General features: G+C 44.8%; 14 protein-coding genes and 5 pseudogenes. 10 read left to right on the top strand and 9 right to left on the bottom strand.

All coding sequences use genetic code 11. The annotated features are described in order from the left end of the window. Positions 1-243, bottom strand: a pseudogene (locus tag DA100_RS06850) (IS110 family transposase); the annotation flags it as partial. A gap of 267 nt (positions 244-510) precedes the next feature. On the opposite strand from DA100_RS06850, the gene DA100_RS06855 reads away from it, so the two are divergent. Beyond that, positions 511-975: an ASCH domain-containing protein gene (locus tag DA100_RS06855; RefSeq protein ID WP_138971505.1), complete on the top strand. Its 465-nt coding sequence runs from the start codon at positions 511-513 to the stop codon at positions 973-975. Between the two features lie 79 nt (positions 976-1,054). After that, a complete protein-coding gene (locus DA100_RS06860) occupies positions 1,055-1,570 on the top strand; it encodes a lipocalin family protein (RefSeq protein ID WP_138971506.1) in 516 nt (171 codons plus the stop codon). Between the two features lie 67 nt (positions 1,571-1,637). Here the strand turns inward: DA100_RS06860 and DA100_RS06865 are convergent, their stop codons facing one another. Continuing rightward, on the bottom strand, positions 1,638-3,437 hold the full coding sequence (locus DA100_RS06865) for an amidohydrolase (protein ID WP_138971507.1): 1,800 nt from the start codon (positions 3,435-3,437) through the stop codon (positions 1,638-1,640). A 260-nt stretch (positions 3,438-3,697) separates the two neighbouring features. Then, positions 3,698-4,008, bottom strand: a pseudogene (locus DA100_RS06870) (molecular chaperone); the annotation flags it as partial. Between the two features lie 291 nt (positions 4,009-4,299). Between DA100_RS06870 and DA100_RS06880 the strand changes: the two are divergent. Further along, positions 4,300-5,034 carry an RNA methyltransferase gene (locus DA100_RS06880; protein ID WP_138971508.1) on the top strand — a complete coding sequence of 245 codons (735 nt, stop codon included), beginning with the start codon at positions 4,300-4,302 and terminating at the stop codon, positions 5,032-5,034. A 37-nt stretch (positions 5,035-5,071) separates the two neighbouring features. Here the strand turns inward: DA100_RS06880 and fdxA are convergent, their stop codons facing one another. Further along, the gene (gene fdxA, locus DA100_RS06885) at positions 5,072-5,395 is read right to left on the bottom strand and encodes a ferredoxin FdxA (RefSeq protein WP_006880303.1); all 324 of its coding nucleotides are present in this window, start codon (positions 5,393-5,395) and stop codon (positions 5,072-5,074) included. A 212-nt stretch (positions 5,396-5,607) separates the two neighbouring features. On the opposite strand from fdxA, the gene DA100_RS06890 reads away from it, so the two are divergent. Next, positions 5,608-7,224: an NAD(P)/FAD-dependent oxidoreductase gene (locus DA100_RS06890; RefSeq protein ID WP_138971509.1), complete on the top strand. Its 1,617-nt coding sequence runs from the start codon at positions 5,608-5,610 to the stop codon at positions 7,222-7,224. 265 nt (positions 7,225-7,489) lie between these two features. Here the strand turns inward: DA100_RS06890 and DA100_RS06895 are convergent, their stop codons facing one another. The 4 genes and pseudogenes from DA100_RS06895 to DA100_RS06910 all read right to left on the bottom strand — a co-directional run. Beyond that, positions 7,490-8,452 carry a transposase gene (locus DA100_RS06895; RefSeq protein WP_171052160.1) on the bottom strand — a complete coding sequence of 321 codons (963 nt, stop codon included), beginning with the start codon at positions 8,450-8,452 and terminating at the stop codon, positions 7,490-7,492. A gap of 229 nt (positions 8,453-8,681) precedes the next feature. Continuing rightward, positions 8,682-9,026 (bottom strand): rhodanese-like domain-containing protein, encoded by a 345-nt coding sequence (locus DA100_RS06900; RefSeq protein WP_138971510.1) that lies wholly within the window; start codon positions 9,024-9,026, stop codon positions 8,682-8,684. 246 nt (positions 9,027-9,272) lie between these two features. Continuing rightward, on the bottom strand, positions 9,273-9,803 hold the full coding sequence (locus tag DA100_RS06905) for a cytochrome b/b6 domain-containing protein (RefSeq protein ID WP_138971511.1): 531 nt from the start codon (positions 9,801-9,803) through the stop codon (positions 9,273-9,275). Between the two features lie 330 nt (positions 9,804-10,133). After that, positions 10,134-10,445, bottom strand: a pseudogene (locus tag DA100_RS06910) (NCS2 family permease); the annotation flags it as partial. Positions 10,446-10,906: 461 nt separating this feature from the next. Here DA100_RS06910 and DA100_RS06915 point away from each other — a divergent pair. From DA100_RS06915 to DA100_RS06935, 4 genes and pseudogenes are all read left to right on the top strand, one after another. Beyond that, a complete protein-coding gene (locus DA100_RS06915; protein ID WP_138971512.1) occupies positions 10,907-11,422 on the top strand; it encodes a hypothetical protein in 516 nt (171 codons plus the stop codon). Between the two features lie 4 nt (positions 11,423-11,426). Further along, entirely contained in the window at positions 11,427-13,547 is a 2,121-nt protein-coding gene (locus DA100_RS06920; RefSeq protein WP_138971513.1) for an ATP-binding protein, read from the top strand. A gap of 401 nt (positions 13,548-13,948) precedes the next feature. Continuing rightward, complete coding sequence (locus DA100_RS06930; RefSeq protein WP_138971514.1) at positions 13,949-14,935, top strand: cytochrome-c peroxidase; 987 nt, start codon at positions 13,949-13,951, stop codon at positions 14,933-14,935. A gap of 267 nt (positions 14,936-15,202) precedes the next feature. Beyond that, a pseudogene (locus DA100_RS06935) lies at positions 15,203-16,245 on the top strand (methyl-accepting chemotaxis protein); the annotation flags it as partial. Between the two features lie 156 nt (positions 16,246-16,401). On the opposite strand, the gene DA100_RS06940 reads toward DA100_RS06935, so the two are convergent. Next, positions 16,402-17,133 (bottom strand): GntR family transcriptional regulator, encoded by a 732-nt coding sequence (locus DA100_RS06940; protein ID WP_138971515.1) that lies wholly within the window; start codon positions 17,131-17,133, stop codon positions 16,402-16,404. 199 nt (positions 17,134-17,332) lie between these two features. Between DA100_RS06940 and DA100_RS06945 the strand changes: the two genes are divergently transcribed. Beyond that, positions 17,333-17,884 (top strand): adenylate kinase, encoded by a 552-nt coding sequence (locus DA100_RS06945; protein WP_138971516.1) that lies wholly within the window; start codon positions 17,333-17,335, stop codon positions 17,882-17,884. Between the two features lie 210 nt (positions 17,885-18,094). After that, positions 18,095-18,186: pseudogene (locus DA100_RS06950) on the top strand (type VI secretion system tube protein Hcp); the annotation flags it as partial.

The following is an 18,186-nucleotide window of genomic DNA, read 5'->3' on the forward strand; positions in this document are numbered from 1 at the left end:
CGCTTTAACCATTCGAGCAGGTACGAGCTTCACCGTATGCCCAAGCTTTTCAATTGCACGCCCCCAATAATTTGAGCTGTAACAAGCTTCCATCACAACAGTGGTTGGAGCATATTGCCTTAACGTGTCCAACAATCTATTTCGGCGTACTTGGCAATTCGAAACCGGTCTGTTTTGTCGGTCGAATACAGCAATCTGAAACACATTTTTTGCTAAATCGATACTAATAAGCCTATATTTCATGTTGGTCACCTTTATCCTTGATTCTGTCAAAAGTTAATCATGGCACATTGCGATGCCGAGATAGAGGTGACCATCTCATCACACACCAAGAATAGAGTTTAGAAATGAATTGTTAAAGCGTGTCCCTCCAATTTTCCAATTTCAGTTGTCGCGCTATAAGAACAACGAATCGGTTTGAACTAGCTCTGATGTTTAAGGCACAATAGCCAGTGAAAGACGTCGTTTCTTTATATACAAGGTTTTGTTTTTATTGGAGTATCGAAAATCATGGATGAAAGAAGTCAGGCCTATCTGGATCAGTATTTAAACTCATTGCCTGCAGAGCTTGCTGCACAGCACACCTCATTTAGTTCAGATTACTATTGTAATGATGAGTATAACGCCAACCTATGCGCTGATCTGATCCTTCGCGGTGAGAAACGTGCGTCATGCAGCATGGAGTATTGGTATCGTCACCAAGGCGAGCCGATGCCTCAGGTCGGCCATCTTCAAGTTGTGACTGACTGGCATGGAAATCCAGTTTGCATCGTTGAAATCAGTTCAGTGAGTACCGCTAAGTATTGTGATGTCAGCGCTGAGTTTGCTGCAGAAGAGAGGGAAGGAGATAAGTCTCTTCAATGGTGGCGAGAAGCACACTGGGACTTTTTTAGTAAAGAGTGTGCAGAACTGGGCATTGAACCGACCCAAGAGATGATGTTGGTGTTAGAACGCTTCAAAGTTGTTTATAAATAATCATTGTCGTTGGCAAATGAGCTATTATGAAAAATCATCGTATCAACAGTCACTTATTGGTTTTTTAACGGAGTAAACCATGAAGCACTTATTGCTATGCATCGCTCTACTGTCACTCGCGGGCTGTTTGGGTATGCCTCAAAACGTTCAACCTGTTAGCGATTTTAAGCTCGATAGTTACCTAGGCAAATGGTACGAAGTGGCTCGTTTAGATCATTCGTTCGAGCGTGGTTTAAGCGATGTAACTGCCGAATATGTTATGCGCCCTGACGGTGGCGTATCGGTCATCAACCGTGGCTATTCGGCTGAGAACAAAGAGTGGAAGCAGGCTGAAGGAAAGGCCTACTTCGTCAACAGCGAGAATGAGGGCTATCTGAAAGTCTCGTTTTTTGGTCCTTTTTATGGCTCATACGTGGTGTTTGAATTAGATAAACAGAATTACGACTACGCATTTGTATCAGGTCCAAATACCGATTATCTGTGGTTATTGTCGCGCAAGCCAGACGTTAGCCCTGATGTCAAAGCAAAGTTTGAGCGATTGGCTCAGCAGAATGGGTTCAACGTGTCAGAGCTTATTTACGTCGAACACAAGTAAAACTCACAGTGTTTAAAAGATAGGAAGCCCAAGTGGCTTCCTATCTGTTGGTGACAAAGCGAGCGCATCAATGCGAATGATGCAATAGCCCTGCTGAAATCATCGTAGCGGTGGCGATTTCCTGACATCGCTTGGTGTTTACACAGCTACCCGAAGCGACGTTTTGAGCACTTGAATATACCGTTTGACCTTCTTTTATCGTTTCCAACACTTTGATATCAGCCAGTGTTTCAGGTTTTGCTGTCAGTGGATTCTCAGACAAAATAACTAGGTCAGCGAGTTTACCTACTTCTAGTGATCCTTTATTTTTCTCTTCTTTGTATTGAATCGCTGCCCACAAGGTTTGCGATTTCAATCCGTCCAGTGCTGAGACACGTTGTTTTGGCCCCAACACATGACCAGTACGACTGACACGATTAACGGTTGCGGAATAGACTCGCATGGAATTAGGCAGAGCTACAGGCGAATCATGGTGCGAGGTATAGATCATTCCCAAGTCTCGCGCCCAACCTGTAGGGGAGATATTCTCTGCACGTCCTTTGCCCAAAACAGAGTTCATGTGCCAATCACCCCAATAGAAGGTATGCATTGGAAAAAACGAAGGAAATACGCCCAATTGTTTAAATCGCTCAACCTGATCTTTACGAGCAGTCTGAGCATGTATCGCGACAAAGCCTCGGTCTGCGATACCGTGGATTTTTTCACTTGCTTCAATTCCGTTAAGTAACTGGTCAATCGCGGCATCACCGTTGACGTGGGTTAACAACTGCCATCCATTGCGTTGCGCCAACTCAATGAATTCGGCAGCTTTTTCATCACTCATGCTTGGATAACCTTTGTAGCCTTTCTCTTGACCAACTGGTGGAATGAGATAAGGTTTTGTTAGCCACGCGGTTTTGCCCTGAGGAGAACCATCGAGGTTAAGCTTAGCGCCTGCCACTCGAAATCCATTAGAATATTCGCTTGAGTAATACGGTGGAGCAATGACTTCTTTAGCTACTTGAATATCAGGATACGCGGCCACATCGATCGGGAGTTTTCCTTGTTGAGCTAAGTCATACATGGTTTTCACGGCAGACGTCGAAGCACGCCCTTCTTGTGCGGTGGTGTAACCAAAACTCGCGTATAACTCCATACCCGCTTTAAAAATAACTTCATTTTCTTTTGCGTTGAGTTTGGCCATTAGCGGCAGTAAGGTGCCAAAGAAAGCGGTCTCCTCTAGTACCCCATTCGGTGTTTTTCCGTCGCTCTCTCTGCGAATTTTCCCCCCATCTGGGTCGGTACTTTCTGCTGTTAGGCCTGCGAGTTGCAATGCTTTGCTGTTCAAGGTTGCTAAGTGTCCGGACTGATGAATAATCAGTATCGGTAGCTCTTTAGACACCACATCCAACTCCTGACGAGTAGGATGCCTTTGTTCTTTTAGCTGTGAGTCATCATAGCCAAAGCCTAGAATGATTCCATGTTTGCTATTTTCAGGCTTTGCAACCCAAGAGCTTAGTGCTTTTTGTAAGGATGAAATGTCACTTACGTTTCCGTCTGGAGCGGCAAGTAAGTTGGCAGACAACGCTTGAACCCCAGTGTTAAAAACATGTCCATGACCATCGATAAAGCCAGGTATCATGGCTTTTCCATCTAAATCAACAATATTGGTATGATCATCTCGCAACGCCATCAGTTCTGATTTTTTACCAACCGCTAAGATGCGACCATTTTTAATCGCGATAGCTTCAGCGGTTAGGTTGGAGTCGTTAACGGTAATGATATCGCCGCCAACATAAATAGTATCTGCGAATGGCTTTGTTGGACTAGACGCTACTGCCGTACCACTGACAGAGAGTAGTGCTAACACTAAAGGTGAAATTCTCATGATGTTTTCCCCTAAGGAACTGCGATGTAAGAAATGATAATCGACAAAAAGTGTAGATTAATCAGATAGGTTTTTCGCATTTTAATTTGGAAAATTTCGTTCAAGTGCAAAAAGCGAGACAAAAATAATGAATTTTATGTAGGAATTTGAAACCTTTTGCTAAACAGAGGTGATGTTGTCCATTTACGAGTCAGCTCAAAGACTTTAATAATTCCGATTTACAATGTAAATCGTCTCAAGCTTTCGTTTGAGACGATTTGTTATTTAAAGCAGACTTCTGCCCAGCGGTCACCGAGCCAAAGTAGTTGCCACTGACAACCTGAATGTTAGGCAGGGTTTGTTGAACAGCGTTACGCAAAATAGGAGAGCGAGCGGAACCGCCAGTCATAAAGATAGCATCAGGCGTGATGCCACCTTGTTCAACGGCTTCTTTGACCAGTTCTGTCATCTTCTGTTTTGGTGATTCGATCGCATTGGTCATGTCCTCAAAACTGATATCCACTTCCAACTGTTCTGATAACAGTTGCATTGTTGCGCGATAGTGCGGATGATCAGAAAGCGCAATTTTGGCTACCGAGCAGTTTGCCGTTCCATAGTCAAAGCCAATAAACATTCGAACCTCCTACCATTAAAAAAAGGTCGGCAATGTTACCTTAACGAGTTGGCGAATTCCATTGGCATTTATCCCACAGGCGTGCGCTCAAAACATTGAAATGTACGTGATCATGATCAATGCCTGGAACCGTTTTGCGGTGGCAACAAAAATGACCCATGAGCAGTAAGCAGGTGGCAGGTTAAATCGCTTTCATCTATAATCCTTGCGCTTTTATCCGGGACACCCCAATTTCACTCTGGAAAGATTATGATTTCGAAAAACCAACTTAAATTACTTCGAGCTTTAGGCCAAAAGAAACAGCGCAAGGCGCATGGTCTGTTTTTGGTCCAGGGTGAAAAGAATGTTCTTGAGTTGGCCAATAGCGAACTGACCGTAAAGCAGATTTTTGCTACGGGTGAGTTTCTGGCGCAGCATGATCAGGAGCTAAGTGGCTTTGAGTGTATTGAGGCATCACTTGATGAACTGACTAAAGCGAGTACGCTGGTGAGTAACAATGCGGCGATTGCTGTGGTTGAGATCCCAAGTGTTGAAGTGCCAAAAGCGCAAGGTTTGATGATTGCTTTAGATGGTGTGTCTGATCCTGGCAACTTGGGTACCATTATTCGTGTCGCTGACTGGTATGGCATTAAACACATTGTTGCCAGCACTGATTGTGCTGACCCATATAACCCGAAAACCATCAGTGCGACTATGGGCAGTTTTGGTCGTGTGACGGTGAGTCAGCTCGATCTGCCTGCGTATCTTGAGCAAGCGAACCTGCCAGTTTATGGTGCGTTTTTAGAAGGCGAGAGTGTACATAGTACGAAGTTCGCTGCGCAGGGTATTTTACTGATGGGTAGCGAGTCTCACGGCGTCCGAGAGCAGGCCGCTAAGTTTGTGACAGATAAGATTACTATCCCCGCTTTCGGTGGTGCCGAATCATTGAATGTGGCAATGGCGACGGGAATTATTCTCGATAACCTGCGTCGTCAGCACAGCTAAGACGCAGTTTTCGATTCAGCGAGGCAGTGGTCTCGCTCTATTTCTCTAGCATGTCTAGTTTGTTAGGCACACCATTCCACTTTTCAGCTTCGTCCATGGCTGGTTTTACTTCAGTCTGAACTGGCCACAGCTCTGCTAACTCAGCATTCAATTGAATGTAGATAGTTTGATCATCAGGCACTTCGTCTTCCTGAAAGATCGCATGTGCATCACACTCGTCAACACACAGACCACAATCGATACACTCGATCGGGTTGATGACCATAAAGTTTGGCCCTTCATGGAAGGCATCAGCAGGGCATACCGCAACACAGTCAGTATATTTACATTGGATACAGTTATCCGTTACCACAAACGCCATGACGATCCGCTCTTAAGTTAGTCAAAATTGAAGAATGGGGATAATACTCATCCCAAGGCAAAATTCAACATTCTGTGTAGCGAATCTTCGTGTAAATGAGTCCACCAAACTGATTTAGTATGACAGACAATTCAATTTCTCGTAAAATGCGCGCCATTGTGAGCTAGCCGTTCTCGGTCTGGCTAAGACACCTATGATTACGAGACATCAACATGATACGTTTAACTGAAATTAAGCTTCCTTTAGATCACGAGGAAGAGGCGTTAATCGCTGCGATTACAAAGAAACTTGGTATTTCTGCTGACCAGGTTATCTCTTTCAATATCTTCAGACGTGGCTACGATGCTCGTAAGAAAGCAAACATCCTACTTATCTATACTCTGGACGTTGTTGTTGAAAACGAACAGATGCTTTTAGAGCAATTCGTTAGCGATCCGCATGTAAAACAAACGCCAGATATGGAATATAAGTTTGTCGCTCAGGCACCTAAGAACCTAACAGAGCGTCCGGTTGTAATTGGTTTTGGTCCTTGCGGTCTATTTGCCGGTCTTGTTCTCGCGCAGATGGGTTTCAACCCTATTATTGTCGAGCGTGGTAAAGAAGTACGTGAGCGTACTAAAGATACGTTTGGCTTTTGGCGCAAACGCACCCTAAATACAGAATCAAACGTACAGTTTGGTGAGGGTGGTGCAGGTACTTTTTCTGACGGTAAGCTATACAGCCAAGTGAAAGATCCAAACTTCTACGGTCGTAAAGTGATCACTGAGTTTGTTGAAGCAGGCGCACCAGAAGAGATTCTATACGTCAGTAAGCCACATATTGGTACCTTTAAGCTGGTTACCATGATTGAGAAAATGCGTGCGAAAATCATCGAGCTAGGTGGTGAAATTCGTTTCAGTACTCGTGTCGATGACATCCACATGGATGGTGAACAGATTACTGGTCTTACATTGTCAAATGGTGAGCAAATTCATTCACGCTATGTTGTTCTTGCAGTTGGTCACAGTGCTCGTGACACGTTTGAGATGCTGCATGATCGCGGTGTTTACATGGAAGCGAAACCATTCTCTGTGGGATTCCGTGTCGAACATAAACAGTCGATGATTGATGAAGCTCGTTTTGGACCAAACGCAGGTAACCCAATTCTTGGCGCCGCGGATTACAAACTGGTTCACCATTGTAAGAATGGCCGTACTGTGTACAGCTTCTGTATGTGTCCGGGCGGAACGGTAGTAGCGGCGACTTCAGAAGAAGGGCGAGTTGTTACTAACGGTATGAGCCAATACTCACGTTCAGAGCGCAACGCAAACAGTGCTATCGTTGTTGGTATCGACCCTGAGCGCGATTACCCTGGAGACCCACTTGCAGGTATTCGTTTCCAACGTGAACTTGAGTCGGGCGCATATGTACTGGGCGGCGAAAACTACGATGCGCCAGCTCAGAAGATCGGTGATTTCCTTAAAGGTCGCGATCCAAGCCAGATTGGTGATGTTGAACCATCATTTACACCAGGTATCAAGCTGACTGACATCTCGAAAGCATTGCCAGATTTCGCAATTGAAGCAATCCGCGAAGCCATTCCAGCGTTTGATAAGAAGATCAAAGGGTTTGCCTCGGAAGATGGTCTACTAACCGGTGTAGAGACTCGTACGTCTTCACCAGTGTGTATCAAACGTGGTAAAGACTTCCAGAGCATAAACCTTAAAGGTTTCTACCCTGCTGGTGAGGGTGCTGGCTACGCGGGTGGTATCTTATCTGCTGGCATCGACGGTATTAAAGTCGCAGAAGCGCTAGCAAAAGCAATGGTAGCAGACGCAGAAAACGCTTAATTCCCACCTTTAAACCACAGACAACAGATATTAAGGCTCTTAAATTGCTAAGGGCCTTTTTTGTTACAGGGACAGGCACCGTAACGAGTTCAGCTATGTTTGGTGAAAGTTGCTTTGCTAGTCGTGGGTTTTATCAACGCACTTTGAGATTCATTTCAATATTGCAGCGATTTTAGTGTTGGTTAGGTCTTATGGGGATTCTTGAGGTATTGAGAAGCGCTAAACCCGTCAGGTTTAGTTAGAAATCATAAGTTTAGCACTAAAACTAACTGTCCAATCGAAACAAATTAATTCGTTTTCTATTAAACACGTGCTTGGCCATTATTGCGCTCGTGATACAGCCTATACTGGTCGCCCGGCGACGTTCTAACTCTGTACAAGCATTAAGCCACTTTCGCTTGTTGATATTCAAACGCTCTAATATTGGTGGAATGCTTCTACTTAGCTGGGCTTTGCCCTCTCGGAATTGACGTGCAGTCCAGTCAACCAGTTCAATATACTCGATAAGTCGAAATGGAATACCATCGAGTTGAATGTCTGCCGAATTGCCTATAAATGGATGGAGGTAAGGAGCCGTTTCTTGCTGATTGTTTAGTGCCTCTATTCTCGCTTGAATCGATGTATAGTCTGAGGCCTCTGGCGTCTTCGCTATCCCTGCTCTTAATGGATTTAAATCAACGTAAGCCATGGTGGCAGCAAGTGCTTGTTCATCAAGTAAGGCCTGACTTTTAAAACGACTTTCCCAAAAATGGCCTTTACACTCGTCTTCTTTGTTTGCTTGGCAAGCAATGTCAAAGTTGAGCTCTTTCATAAACCAACTGAGGTTCCATAACCGTTCTCGCCACGACTCAATAATAGTCATACATGCTTCGACTTCAACATTATTGGTGAGTTGCCCATCTAACCACCTCGTTATTAAACTTGGCAACTTGTGGTCTTGCTTCCAACGCTCAACCACTTCTTGATGAGATAAGTTTAGGGCTTTTGAACAATTGATATGCACAACTAGATGATAGTGGTTGGCCATGATGGCGTAAGCGCAGATATCGATGCAATAGACTTGCGATAGCGCCAACATCTTTCTTTTAATCCAAGCCCGTCGGTGTTCATAGCACTGCTGGGTAACGGGGTCTTTTCCACATAGAAAACTTCGTCTGACACAGCGAGAAACGCAATGATAGTAAGGTGTGGCATCGACACACAGTTGGTGTTTTCTGGCGATTGTCATCTTTTTCCCCAAGTAGTGTTTGATTCACTTAGGTTAAGAAAGTCGCCTACATGCGACAATCTGGAATAATCCAGCCTTCCACGGAGGTATCAACAACTCATACCATTTTCATCCTTTATGGTGTGTGTCCACTTAACCCCGTGTGTCCACTTAACCTAGCACGTATGTCCTTTTAGTTGCTGAGTTTGGTTAAGTAGTATCAGATTTAGAGGATGATGCTCAGTAGAGGTTACTGAGCATTTTGCATCTCAACCAAACCGCCAGCATTGTGCAGATTAGTAAACCCTTGAGAAACTAAGTATTGATAGGCTTGACCTGAGCGGTTTCCGCTCCGGCAGTAGAGGACGATTTGTTTCTCTTTGTCGATGTTGGCAAAGTGCGTCGCCAGTTGAGATAGGGGGTAGTTGACAGCGTTGTCTAGATGCCCAGCTTCGAACTCCTGCGGGGTTCGAACATCGACGATTAATGCACCCTGCTTGATCCACTGCCAGCCAATATCGGCACGTTCTGAAGCGATGGATGGAACACTAAAGACCGCCATAGCCGCCAGCAACAGAATGATCAATTTTTTCATCTTGATTGAGTTCCTTAATTGTTGTTGCCTTAAGCATATCCAATTCTCCAAAATTAGCCGCGATGCAATTCACAGATGTTTGCTGATCATTTAAATAGTTTAAACGCTTGTCTATACTCCATTCTAGCTAGGCTACTACAGTGTACTGCTGTCCCTAATCCACCCGTTATTTATAATCAGTAAACTAAGTGAGTGATGCGTGCCTCAGAGAGTCCGTTGGCACGCGAGTGGGTCGGGATAGTAGCGCTAGCTGCGACCTAACATCCTTAGCAGAATGCTATCTCTCTTCACGAAATGGTGAAGCAGGCTTGCCGAGACATGGAGTAGCAAGAGCACGGGTAGTAACGTTTCTCCAGCAAATTCATGAATCCCTTCTCCTAAATTCTCTAGCCACTCTATTTCGTTACCGGGGAGCATTAGCGGTAAACCAAATAGACTTAAACCGTCACCTTCTCCAAGGGTTAACGCAATGCCTGATAATGGCAGAAGGACGGTGAGTGTCAGCAAGGAATAGAGCACTATTTTAGCCGCTATATCTTCCAGTTTGCCTCGCGGCGGAACAGGTTGTGGCATACCAACCATGAGTCGTGCGATCAGTCTAGGGATACTCACTGCCAGCACCAGTATGCCGAATGATACGTGAGCGTTGAACAAGAGGTTGCTGGGGTCATCATCCATGATGAGTCCTGATACTAAGACCAAAATCATGCCAATTCCACTTAGCCAATGAAACCAGATCATTGGCGTTGATATTGCTCTGTTTGGATTGCTGTCCATGTTTTTTCTCCATGCTTAAAGTATGGATATTTTGCATCGACAGAGATGAATTGCTGATGAATGCTTTATTCAGGAAACGAATGACCTAAGAAAAGGCGAGTGAATAGCGTGCCAATCTGGTTATTGTCAGATTGGCACTGAGTGAGTACGAATGTTCAGTTACTCACCGAGGGCTTTTTTAGCTAAACGGGAAGCCGCTCGTTTATGGCGTTCGATCAGTTGACGAATATCGACATGCGTAGGGTCACGAAATGTGTATGTTGACCACTAGCCTGAATCTTGTATCAGGCTAGTGGTGTGTTTGCTTGAAATAATTGCGGCGCATCAGGTTTAGATATAGATGAGCTTGGCAACGAATATCACCGTCAGGAAGTACATTGAGATGGAAACATCTTTTGTCTTACCGGTAGCGACTTTGAGCACTGTATAGGTGATAAAACCAAGTGCGATACCGTTAGCAATGGAGAAGGTTAGAGGCAGCATTAGCGCTGTGATGGCGGCTGGTGCTCCGTTGGTGAAATCCTTCCAATCGACGTGCTGCATACTGCTCATCATAACGAAAGCAACATAGATCAGAGCGCCGGCGGTTGCGTACGCTGGGATCATGCCTGCTCAGCGTAATCTGGTCAGTGCGATTGAAGAGAACCGCGAACCCGATCCAGCATTGCCCGCGAAAGGTTTGCTCCGCTCTCGGCACAAAAGTGATGCCGCTTGGCAACCTAACACAAATGACCGACGACGAACGAACCTTGATCGGTACATGGGTAGAACAAGGTGCGATCATTAATTAATCGCACTCCCCATCCCGCTTACCGGACGGCTAATCCGGTAGGCGTGATTCATGCAAACGTGGTATTTCCCGCTCTTTATCTCACTTGAGATCCCCCGGCCCCTGTTCCGGGGTTTTTTACAGGTCGTTGGTAGAAGTCGCAGGCCGCAATGCCTGCACTCCTAACTATAAGTTATCGGTTTCATAACGTTATATATTGGCATCAACAATGTCGAAGTGAGTTTTATTAGTGGTAGAAAACCTTGTCTATACTGAAATTAATTGAAGTTTTGCTCATGGCTATAAAAAAGTTAGGTCTGGAGGAAATGAATTGATGTCAGCAGCACTTATCCGCGGTGTCAGATACACCACTTTACTGAGTTTAGCTCTTAGCCTCATTAATCTCGCTTATGCGCTTCCTGCCCCTAAATCAGAGCCAGTTCTTTGGGTTTCGGGCAATATCACCCAATCTAACTCTAATCAGGGTGTCGTGTTTGATGAAGAAATGATCCTCGCGCTAGAGCAAGGATCTATCATGACCAATAACCATGTTGTCGAACAAATCGTCGAGTATACCGGCCCTAAGCTTGTCTCAGTGCTTGATTATGTCGGTGCTGAGGGAGAAACGTTGAAGGTAGTTGCTTGGGACGATTACGTGGTGACGATGCCGATCGCCGATGCCGAAAAGTACGGTTTGTTGCTTGCCACTCACGAAGCCGGAAAGAGGATGACAATCGACGACAAAGGCCCCTTCTTTATTGTGTATCCATTTTCAGAGAATCCTGAACTGAGAAACGACTACTACTATAGTTTGTCGGTTTGGCAGGTAAAGGAACTGGTCATTGAGTAAAGATATGGATAAACCACTCCTCACGCAGGGGCGCTTATTTGTCATTGTTACATCAGTGCTATGTGCGGTACTGATTGTAATGGTGGTTTACTTTTTTCATTCTATGAGCGAGTTTCAGCGAATTCCGCCGCAGCCGTACGTGACAATCGTGAACAATAACATCTCCGCTAAAGGTAAGTTATTGATGCTCAAACTGGAAATTATTGAGTTTTCACGTGACCGCTCGGAACGGTCTTTGGCGAGAATGAAGATGAAGGCGCGCGTCTATCGCTCCAGTATATTACAAGATTTGCATGCGGAGAGAACCGTTCAGATTCACCAACAGTTTGGTGACGTAAAGAAGTTAGCATCGATTCGTGCCAGATTAGATGCGCTAGGCAACAATCTAGATCAGATGACGTTGGATGAGAGTGAGCTGAAGATGAAAACCGTGTTGACTCAGTTAAATAGCCTCTACTCGCAACTCAATGTTTATATGTCATCGTTCGTCTCTGAAGTGCAAAAAAATCAGATGATGTTTGTACAACAGAAACAGCAGTTCTACAGCCAGCAATACACCTATCTCGCGGTCATTTCTGCTTGTTTGGCAATGATGGTTGGTGTGATTTCATGGATGTATCTCAATCAAATTAAACTGAGTCGAGACTTAAAAGAGCGCACGGATAAAATGGAAGAGGCTAAGAAGCTTGCCGAGCAAAGCGCGACGGCTAAAGCGCGATTTCTTGCCAATATGTCCCATGAGATGCGAACACCACTCAATGCGGTTATCGGCTTGAGCCACAAAGAATATTACCTCAACACAGACGAGCAGACGCGCAGTTTTGTGGCAATGATTAATGACTCTGGGAAACACTTACTAAAGCTCATCAATAGCGTGCTGGATTTGAGTAAGATCGAGCAGGGCAAGATGAAGCTTGACCGAGACGTTTTCTACTGTAGTGAACTCATCAAATTATCCAAGACCATTTTTGTTGAAACCAACAAACCCGATGTTGAGATTATGTTTTGCTCACCGATGGAGAAGGACTACAAGATTGTTGGTGACAAAACGAAGTTACTGCAAATCATCAATAATCTTAGCTATAACGCCCTCAAGTTTACTGATAGCGGATATGTGGATGTATCGTTATCGGTTGAGACCTTACACCAACAACGCTATCTAAAGTTATCTGTGACTGATACTGGCATTGGAATGTCGCAACAACAACTTAATAAGGTGTTTGAGGAGTTTGTTCAGGCAGATGACTCAATCACGAGGAAGTACGGTGGTACGGGATTGGGGTTATCTATATGTCAGTCACTTATCAACATGATGAAGGGTAGATTAGAGGTGCAAAGTGAGCTTGGGCAAGGAACACAGTTCAACGTATCCATCCCCGTTGTAGTAGAAGGAGAAAAGACGATTCTCTGTCCACAGATTCGCAATCAGCGCATACGAGTTGTCGCGCAAGATATCCGAGTACAAAGGTTAATTTCGTCAGAGCTGAACCAACTTGGATTGTTTGACGACAACGGAGAGCTGACAGTTCACTACCTCAGTGGCGCTCAGGGATTCAGTGACAACGATGCGATTGCGGAGGGGAAACCGTGCATAGTGATTGGCGATCTTCACGTCGCTGCCCCTGATTCGGAGTGGGTGACAAAGCTGACCAAACCCTACGATATTTTTAGTTTAATTAACGCAGTTTGTAGCAGAAATACAGGGCAGGAAAAGAGTGCGAACATTGATGTTGCGCCGAATAGTACAGGGCTCTCTGCTCTGATTGTTGAGGACATGAGAGTCAATCAGATCGTTGCACAAAAGATGCTGAATACCCTACAGGTCGAGACGACTACCGCAGGCAATGGACAAGAGTGTTTAGATATTCTCAAACAGCACCATTTTGATATTGTTTTTATGGACATCCAAATGCCGGTGATGGATGGCATAGAGGCTATGAAAACCATCCGCAGGGAAAACTTAGCTCCAGGAACGGCGATCGTCGCCTTAACCGCCAACAACTCAGATAGAGATGCGTTGCACTACATTGAACAGGGTTTCAACGATGTTGTTCCTAAACCTGTGAGAATGGATTTAATGCAGCGAGTGCTAAATAAATATATCACAGCCAAACTCGCCCAATAAAACTCGAGTCATATCTCCAAAATGGTGAAATACAATTTGTAGTTGCACTACTATGCAGCGAGCATTGAAAATACGCGTTTAACCATAAGAGCTGTCGTAATGGCTAAGTCACTAAACAAGCGAGGTCTTCCACGGTTTCTTTGTTTGATTTGCATCAACAAAGGCGTCGATTACATTCTTTATAAAAATGTAAACAAATAGTAAATCGACGCGCGCGATGAAAGATTGCACAAGCTTTGTGCAGATTACGCGCTTTTAACATCGATTTTTGTCATAAAAACCATCGTTTTTTTGCGTTATCACCGCAAAATCGTTTGCTTTAAGTTACTTGCCAAAGCGCATCGGTCAAGAAATGCGCAACTCTAGTGAGATTGGAATAACTCTCGAGAAAGGAAGTAACGATGAAAAAAATCATTGCAGTGAGTCTCTTATCTGTCGTGTCATTTGTGACCTTGGCAGAACGACAGGCGCAAGAACCGATCAAAGTGATTGATCCGGTTGTTGGGTTGGATGCGAAGAAAGTTGAATTGGGAAAAACCTTATGGTTTGAGCCTCGACTATCAGCCTCTAACACGATTTCGTGTAACTCATGTCATAACGTGGCCAAGGGTGGGGTGGATAACCTACCAAGTTCTATTGGACATAAATGGGCGATTGGGCCGATCAATTCACCCACGGTATTTAACTCGGATCTCAACTTTGTGCAGTTCTGGAATGGTCGTGCCAAAGATCTTCAAGAGCAGGCAGCAGGGCCGATTGAGAATCCGCTAGAGATGGCATTTACCCATCAGTTGGCGATCGACACCTTGAAATCGATTCCTCAGTACCGCACTTGGTTCAAACAAGCGTATGGGGTGGAAGAGTTCACCTTAGAGCAAGTTACGGACGCCATCGCGACTTTTGAGAAAACGCTTCGTACCCCCAATGCACCGTTTGACTTGTGGTTAAGAGGCGAAGACAGCGCGCTCACCACAGCCCAAGTGGAAGGTTATGAGCTGTTCAAAGCGAAGGGGTGTACGGCGTGTCATAGCGGCCCCTTAGCCGGAGGGCAGATGTACCAAAAAATGGGGTTAGTGAAGCCTTTTGAAACCGCCAACACAGATGTAGGACGCAAAGCAATTACTGGCAAAGAGTTCGATGAGTTTGTCTTTAAGGTGCCGACATTGCGTAATATTGAGCTTACCTACCCCTACTTCCACGACGGCTCAGTGTGGGATCTTCAAGAAGCGGTAGAAGTGATGGCAGACGTTCAGTTGGGGCAAAAGCTGACTAACGATGAGTCTGGCAAAATCACCGAGTTTCTCAAATCTTTGACGGGTGAGCTGCCGCAAATCGTCTTGCCGCATTTACCACCGTCTACGATTGAAACGGCGCGGCCACAAATCTAACCGATCTTCAAAGCCTCTTTTAAAGATAACTCCAATCAGTTAAAAACACGCCTAACATGACTAATTGTTAGGCGATCACCATCGTTTCGGGCATACCTAGTCCTGTGAGCTTGTTTAGCGCTTTTATCATGGCATAAGCCCCTATGACTTTGAGTCGGCCCGAACCTTATTTTATGAGATTTTAATCTCATTAATGACTTTGTTTGATTATTGATTAATCAATTACTACTTTTTAATTATCTGTCTCATTCATCCAAGGGATCAGTTTTGAAAAGATTAAAATTCGTATTCCTAGTTCAGGTGATCATCGCTCTGACCCTTGTGTTGCTCGTGTCAGCATTTATCAAATATCAGAGTTTCAAAGTTAACTTGCATCAAGAACTGGAACATTCAGTGGAAAATACGACCCAACGAATGAAGATCAGTTTGCCCAAATCGGTATGGGATTTCGATCTGGAGTCGGCCAAGGTATCCATATCCGCAGAGCTCAATTTGCCAGAGATAGCAGCGATTCAGTTAGTAGACAATGAAGGCAAGGATCTACTGTTCCTCACTCAGCAAGGGAATGGTGAACAGCGGCAAACCGTCGACGTAGTGAATAAAGCCCAATTTCTCGCTGAAAACAGCCTTAGAGCCAGTCTGATATTGTCGAATATGGTGAGGAGCATTCAGTGGGTGAAGTGGTGGTCTACTTTGATACTGGCGCTTTGGATGCCAAGTTGGCTAGTTCGCTGAATACCAGCATTATTGAGCTTATCGTGCTCGATATCATCATCTCAATTGTTATTGTCTCTGTGTTGGCGATGACGGTAATCAGGCCTATCTCTCAGTTGACCGAGGTGATAAAAGACTTAGCGTCGGGTGATGGAGACCTGACTAACAAACTCGCGCCTGCTAAGTATCGTGAGTTTGCTGACATTACTGAAGGCATCAACAGTTTTACTGAGTCGCTGCGACAGATTGTGCAAGATGTGAATCGTTCATCGGAAGCGCTCGGTGAGAAAGCGCAGGCCAATGGTGCGACGGCGCATACCAATGCAGAAAAACTGGAAGCACAAAGGCACCAGTTGACGACCGTAGCCGCCGCTGCGACCGAGCTATATCAATCGGTTTCAACGGTCGCCGATACCGCATCTGAAACCGCAGAGCAGGCTCATACCGCAACCTCGTTAACGACTATTGTCAGCGATGCGATTGAAAACTCCGCAAGAGACATCATCAATATGCGTGAAGAGATGGACCATGTTAACGAGGAAATGCATGTCCTGATTGATGAGGGCCAAAAAATCACGACTTCATTGAAAGTAATCAAGAGACCTCCTTGTGCATTGACACTAATGTTCCGATGTTTTTTCTGACCTTTGGGTTAATAATTGGTTGATTTGACTCCAAGGTCAACTTTGATTTTACAAAAATGAAACAAGAAATGGCTTGTGATTTTACATTTCAGAGGGAAGTGTTAGAGACTATTTACGGTTCAATATATCCGAGAAGACAACATGCAGATCATTAGAGGCAGTGCTACTGTCAAGATTGAGCCGAGACCGAATGTGGTTGATATGCTCCTGCATCAGAGACAAAGCCTGTGCGGCATCGCCCGCTTCTATAGCGTCAAGTAGGTTGGAATGTTCATCGAGCGAACAGTTGGCGTGATTACCAGTTTCGTACTGAGCAATGAGTAGAGAGGTCTGAGAAACTAAGCTCCTTTGGAATGCCAGCAAAGGCGTATTGTGGGCCATTTCAGCGAGTTTGATATGGAATTCTCCAGACAGACGCAACCCTTTACCGTAGTCACCGTTGGCAAATGCGTCGTTCTCTTTCTCTACTAAGCGGCGACACTCTTCAATTTTGGCTGGTGTGGCACGTTCAACCGCTAATTCGGTAATCGCCAATTCCATCACCTCACGCGCTTTGATGATCTGCTTCGCTTCATCTTTTGTTGGTGCAGATACCATCGCACCTCGGTTAGGACGAATACTCACAACTTGTTCCATCGATAGACGCAGCAACGCTCGACGTATGATGGTGCGGCTGACACTAAAGATTTCAGCGAGTGCTTCTTCATTCAGCTTTGTTGCTGGAGGTAGACGCTGCTCTAGAATTGCATCAAAGATATGACAATAAACCACGTCATCCTGGGTTTGGCCGGCGACTTTTGTCTTGACGTTTTTCGCCACAGAATTTTTTAGATTTGCCATAAGCGGCGTTCACTCTCAAACCATTTATTTCGCTAATAAAACAATCATACTTCACTTTGTATACATGTGGCTAGCTACCCTTAGAAGGCTTTGTGAAGCGAGACGACTGAAATGTTAACAAATATTGGTTAGATGTTTGAAAATGCACATTTAACATGTTTTACTGCGCGCATATTCAACAAGTTGGGCAAGTAATGGCATGAACAAGATCAATGTAGTCGGAACCAGTGGTAGCGGAAAATCAACATTTTCAGCCCAACTAGCTCGTCACCTTGAGTGCCCCCATATCGAAATGGATCGACTTTTTTGGAAACCGAACTGGCAGGAGTCCAGTGACGAGGAGTTTTTCTCTCGCCTAGAAGATGAGCTGAAAGCGCCGAGCTGGGTACTGGACGGTAATTACAATCGAACGCGTGTCATTAAATGGCATAACGTTGATACTGTGGTATGGGTTGACTACTCATTGTCGAGAACCCTCTTTCATGCAGTGAGACGAGCTTTAAGCCGCTCAATTTCAGGCAAAGAGTTGTGGCCCAACACGGGCAATAGAGAAACGCTGAGAAAATCATTTTTCAGTAGAGATTCAATTTTATTGTGGACGATCAAAACCTATCATTCGAATCGTGCAAGGTACTTAGCAGATATGGACAATCCTCAATATCAACATATTCGCTTTGTTAGATTGACGAGTCCTGCGGAGGCGAGACGATTTCTATGCGATTTCTATGCGATTTATAGGGACGTATTATAAGGACAAAGCGCTACTGACAGTGTAGAGAATACTTTTCTCTCCGGGCAACTTTTTGCTCGATCTGGGCAAGATCTTGCTCGATTCGAGCAAAAAGTTGCTCAGCTTGTATATTAACAAATGCTTAAATTGTTGAAATATATACATTTTAATTTTGGCGCGCTTTTTGACTAAGAGTTAGTGTTATTACACACAACCTCTAAGGATTTTACTATGCCAACTCCATGTTATATTTCTATCGACGGTGAAACTCAGGGTCTGATCACGGCGGGCGCCTGTACGGCTGACTCTATCGGTGACTCTTA

Origin of the sequence: Vibrio sp. Hep-1b-8, assembly GCF_006124995.1 — a bacterium.
GTDB lineage: Bacteria > Pseudomonadota > Gammaproteobacteria > Enterobacterales > Vibrionaceae > Vibrio.

Excerpts from the sequence above, each read along its gene's own strand:
- DA100_RS06920 (WP_138971513.1), top strand. The coding sequence starts at position 11,427 with ATGGATAAACCACTCCTCACGCAGGGGCGCTTATTTGTCATTGTTACA.
- DA100_RS06860 (WP_138971506.1), top strand. The coding sequence starts at position 1,055 with ATGAAGCACTTATTGCTATGCATCGCTCTACTGTCACTCGCGGGCTGT.
- fdxA (WP_006880303.1), bottom strand. The coding sequence starts at position 5,395 with ATGGCGTTTGTGGTAACGGATAACTGTATCCAATGTAAATATACTGAC.
- DA100_RS06905 (WP_138971511.1), bottom strand. The coding sequence starts at position 9,803 with ATGGACAGCAATCCAAACAGAGCAATATCAACGCCAATGATCTGGTTT.
- DA100_RS06855 (WP_138971505.1), top strand. The coding sequence starts at position 511 with ATGGATGAAAGAAGTCAGGCCTATCTGGATCAGTATTTAAACTCATTG.
- DA100_RS06900 (WP_138971510.1), bottom strand. The coding sequence starts at position 9,026 with ATGAAAAAATTGATCATTCTGTTGCTGGCGGCTATGGCGGTCTTTAGT.
- DA100_RS06940 (WP_138971515.1), bottom strand. The coding sequence starts at position 17,133 with ATGGCAAATCTAAAAAATTCTGTGGCGAAAAACGTCAAGACAAAAGTC.
- DA100_RS06895 (WP_171052160.1), bottom strand. The coding sequence starts at position 8,452 with ATGACAATCGCCAGAAAACACCAACTGTGTGTCGATGCCACACCTTAC.
- DA100_RS06890 (WP_138971509.1), top strand. The coding sequence starts at position 5,608 with ATGATACGTTTAACTGAAATTAAGCTTCCTTTAGATCACGAGGAAGAG.
- DA100_RS06865 (WP_138971507.1), bottom strand. The coding sequence starts at position 3,437 with ATGAGAATTTCACCTTTAGTGTTAGCACTACTCTCTGTCAGTGGTACG.
- DA100_RS06880 (WP_138971508.1), top strand. The coding sequence starts at position 4,300 with ATGATTTCGAAAAACCAACTTAAATTACTTCGAGCTTTAGGCCAAAAG.
- DA100_RS06930 (WP_138971514.1), top strand. The coding sequence starts at position 13,949 with ATGAAAAAAATCATTGCAGTGAGTCTCTTATCTGTCGTGTCATTTGTG.
- DA100_RS06915 (WP_138971512.1), top strand. The coding sequence starts at position 10,907 with ATGTCAGCAGCACTTATCCGCGGTGTCAGATACACCACTTTACTGAGT.
- DA100_RS06945 (WP_138971516.1), top strand. The coding sequence starts at position 17,333 with ATGAACAAGATCAATGTAGTCGGAACCAGTGGTAGCGGAAAATCAACA.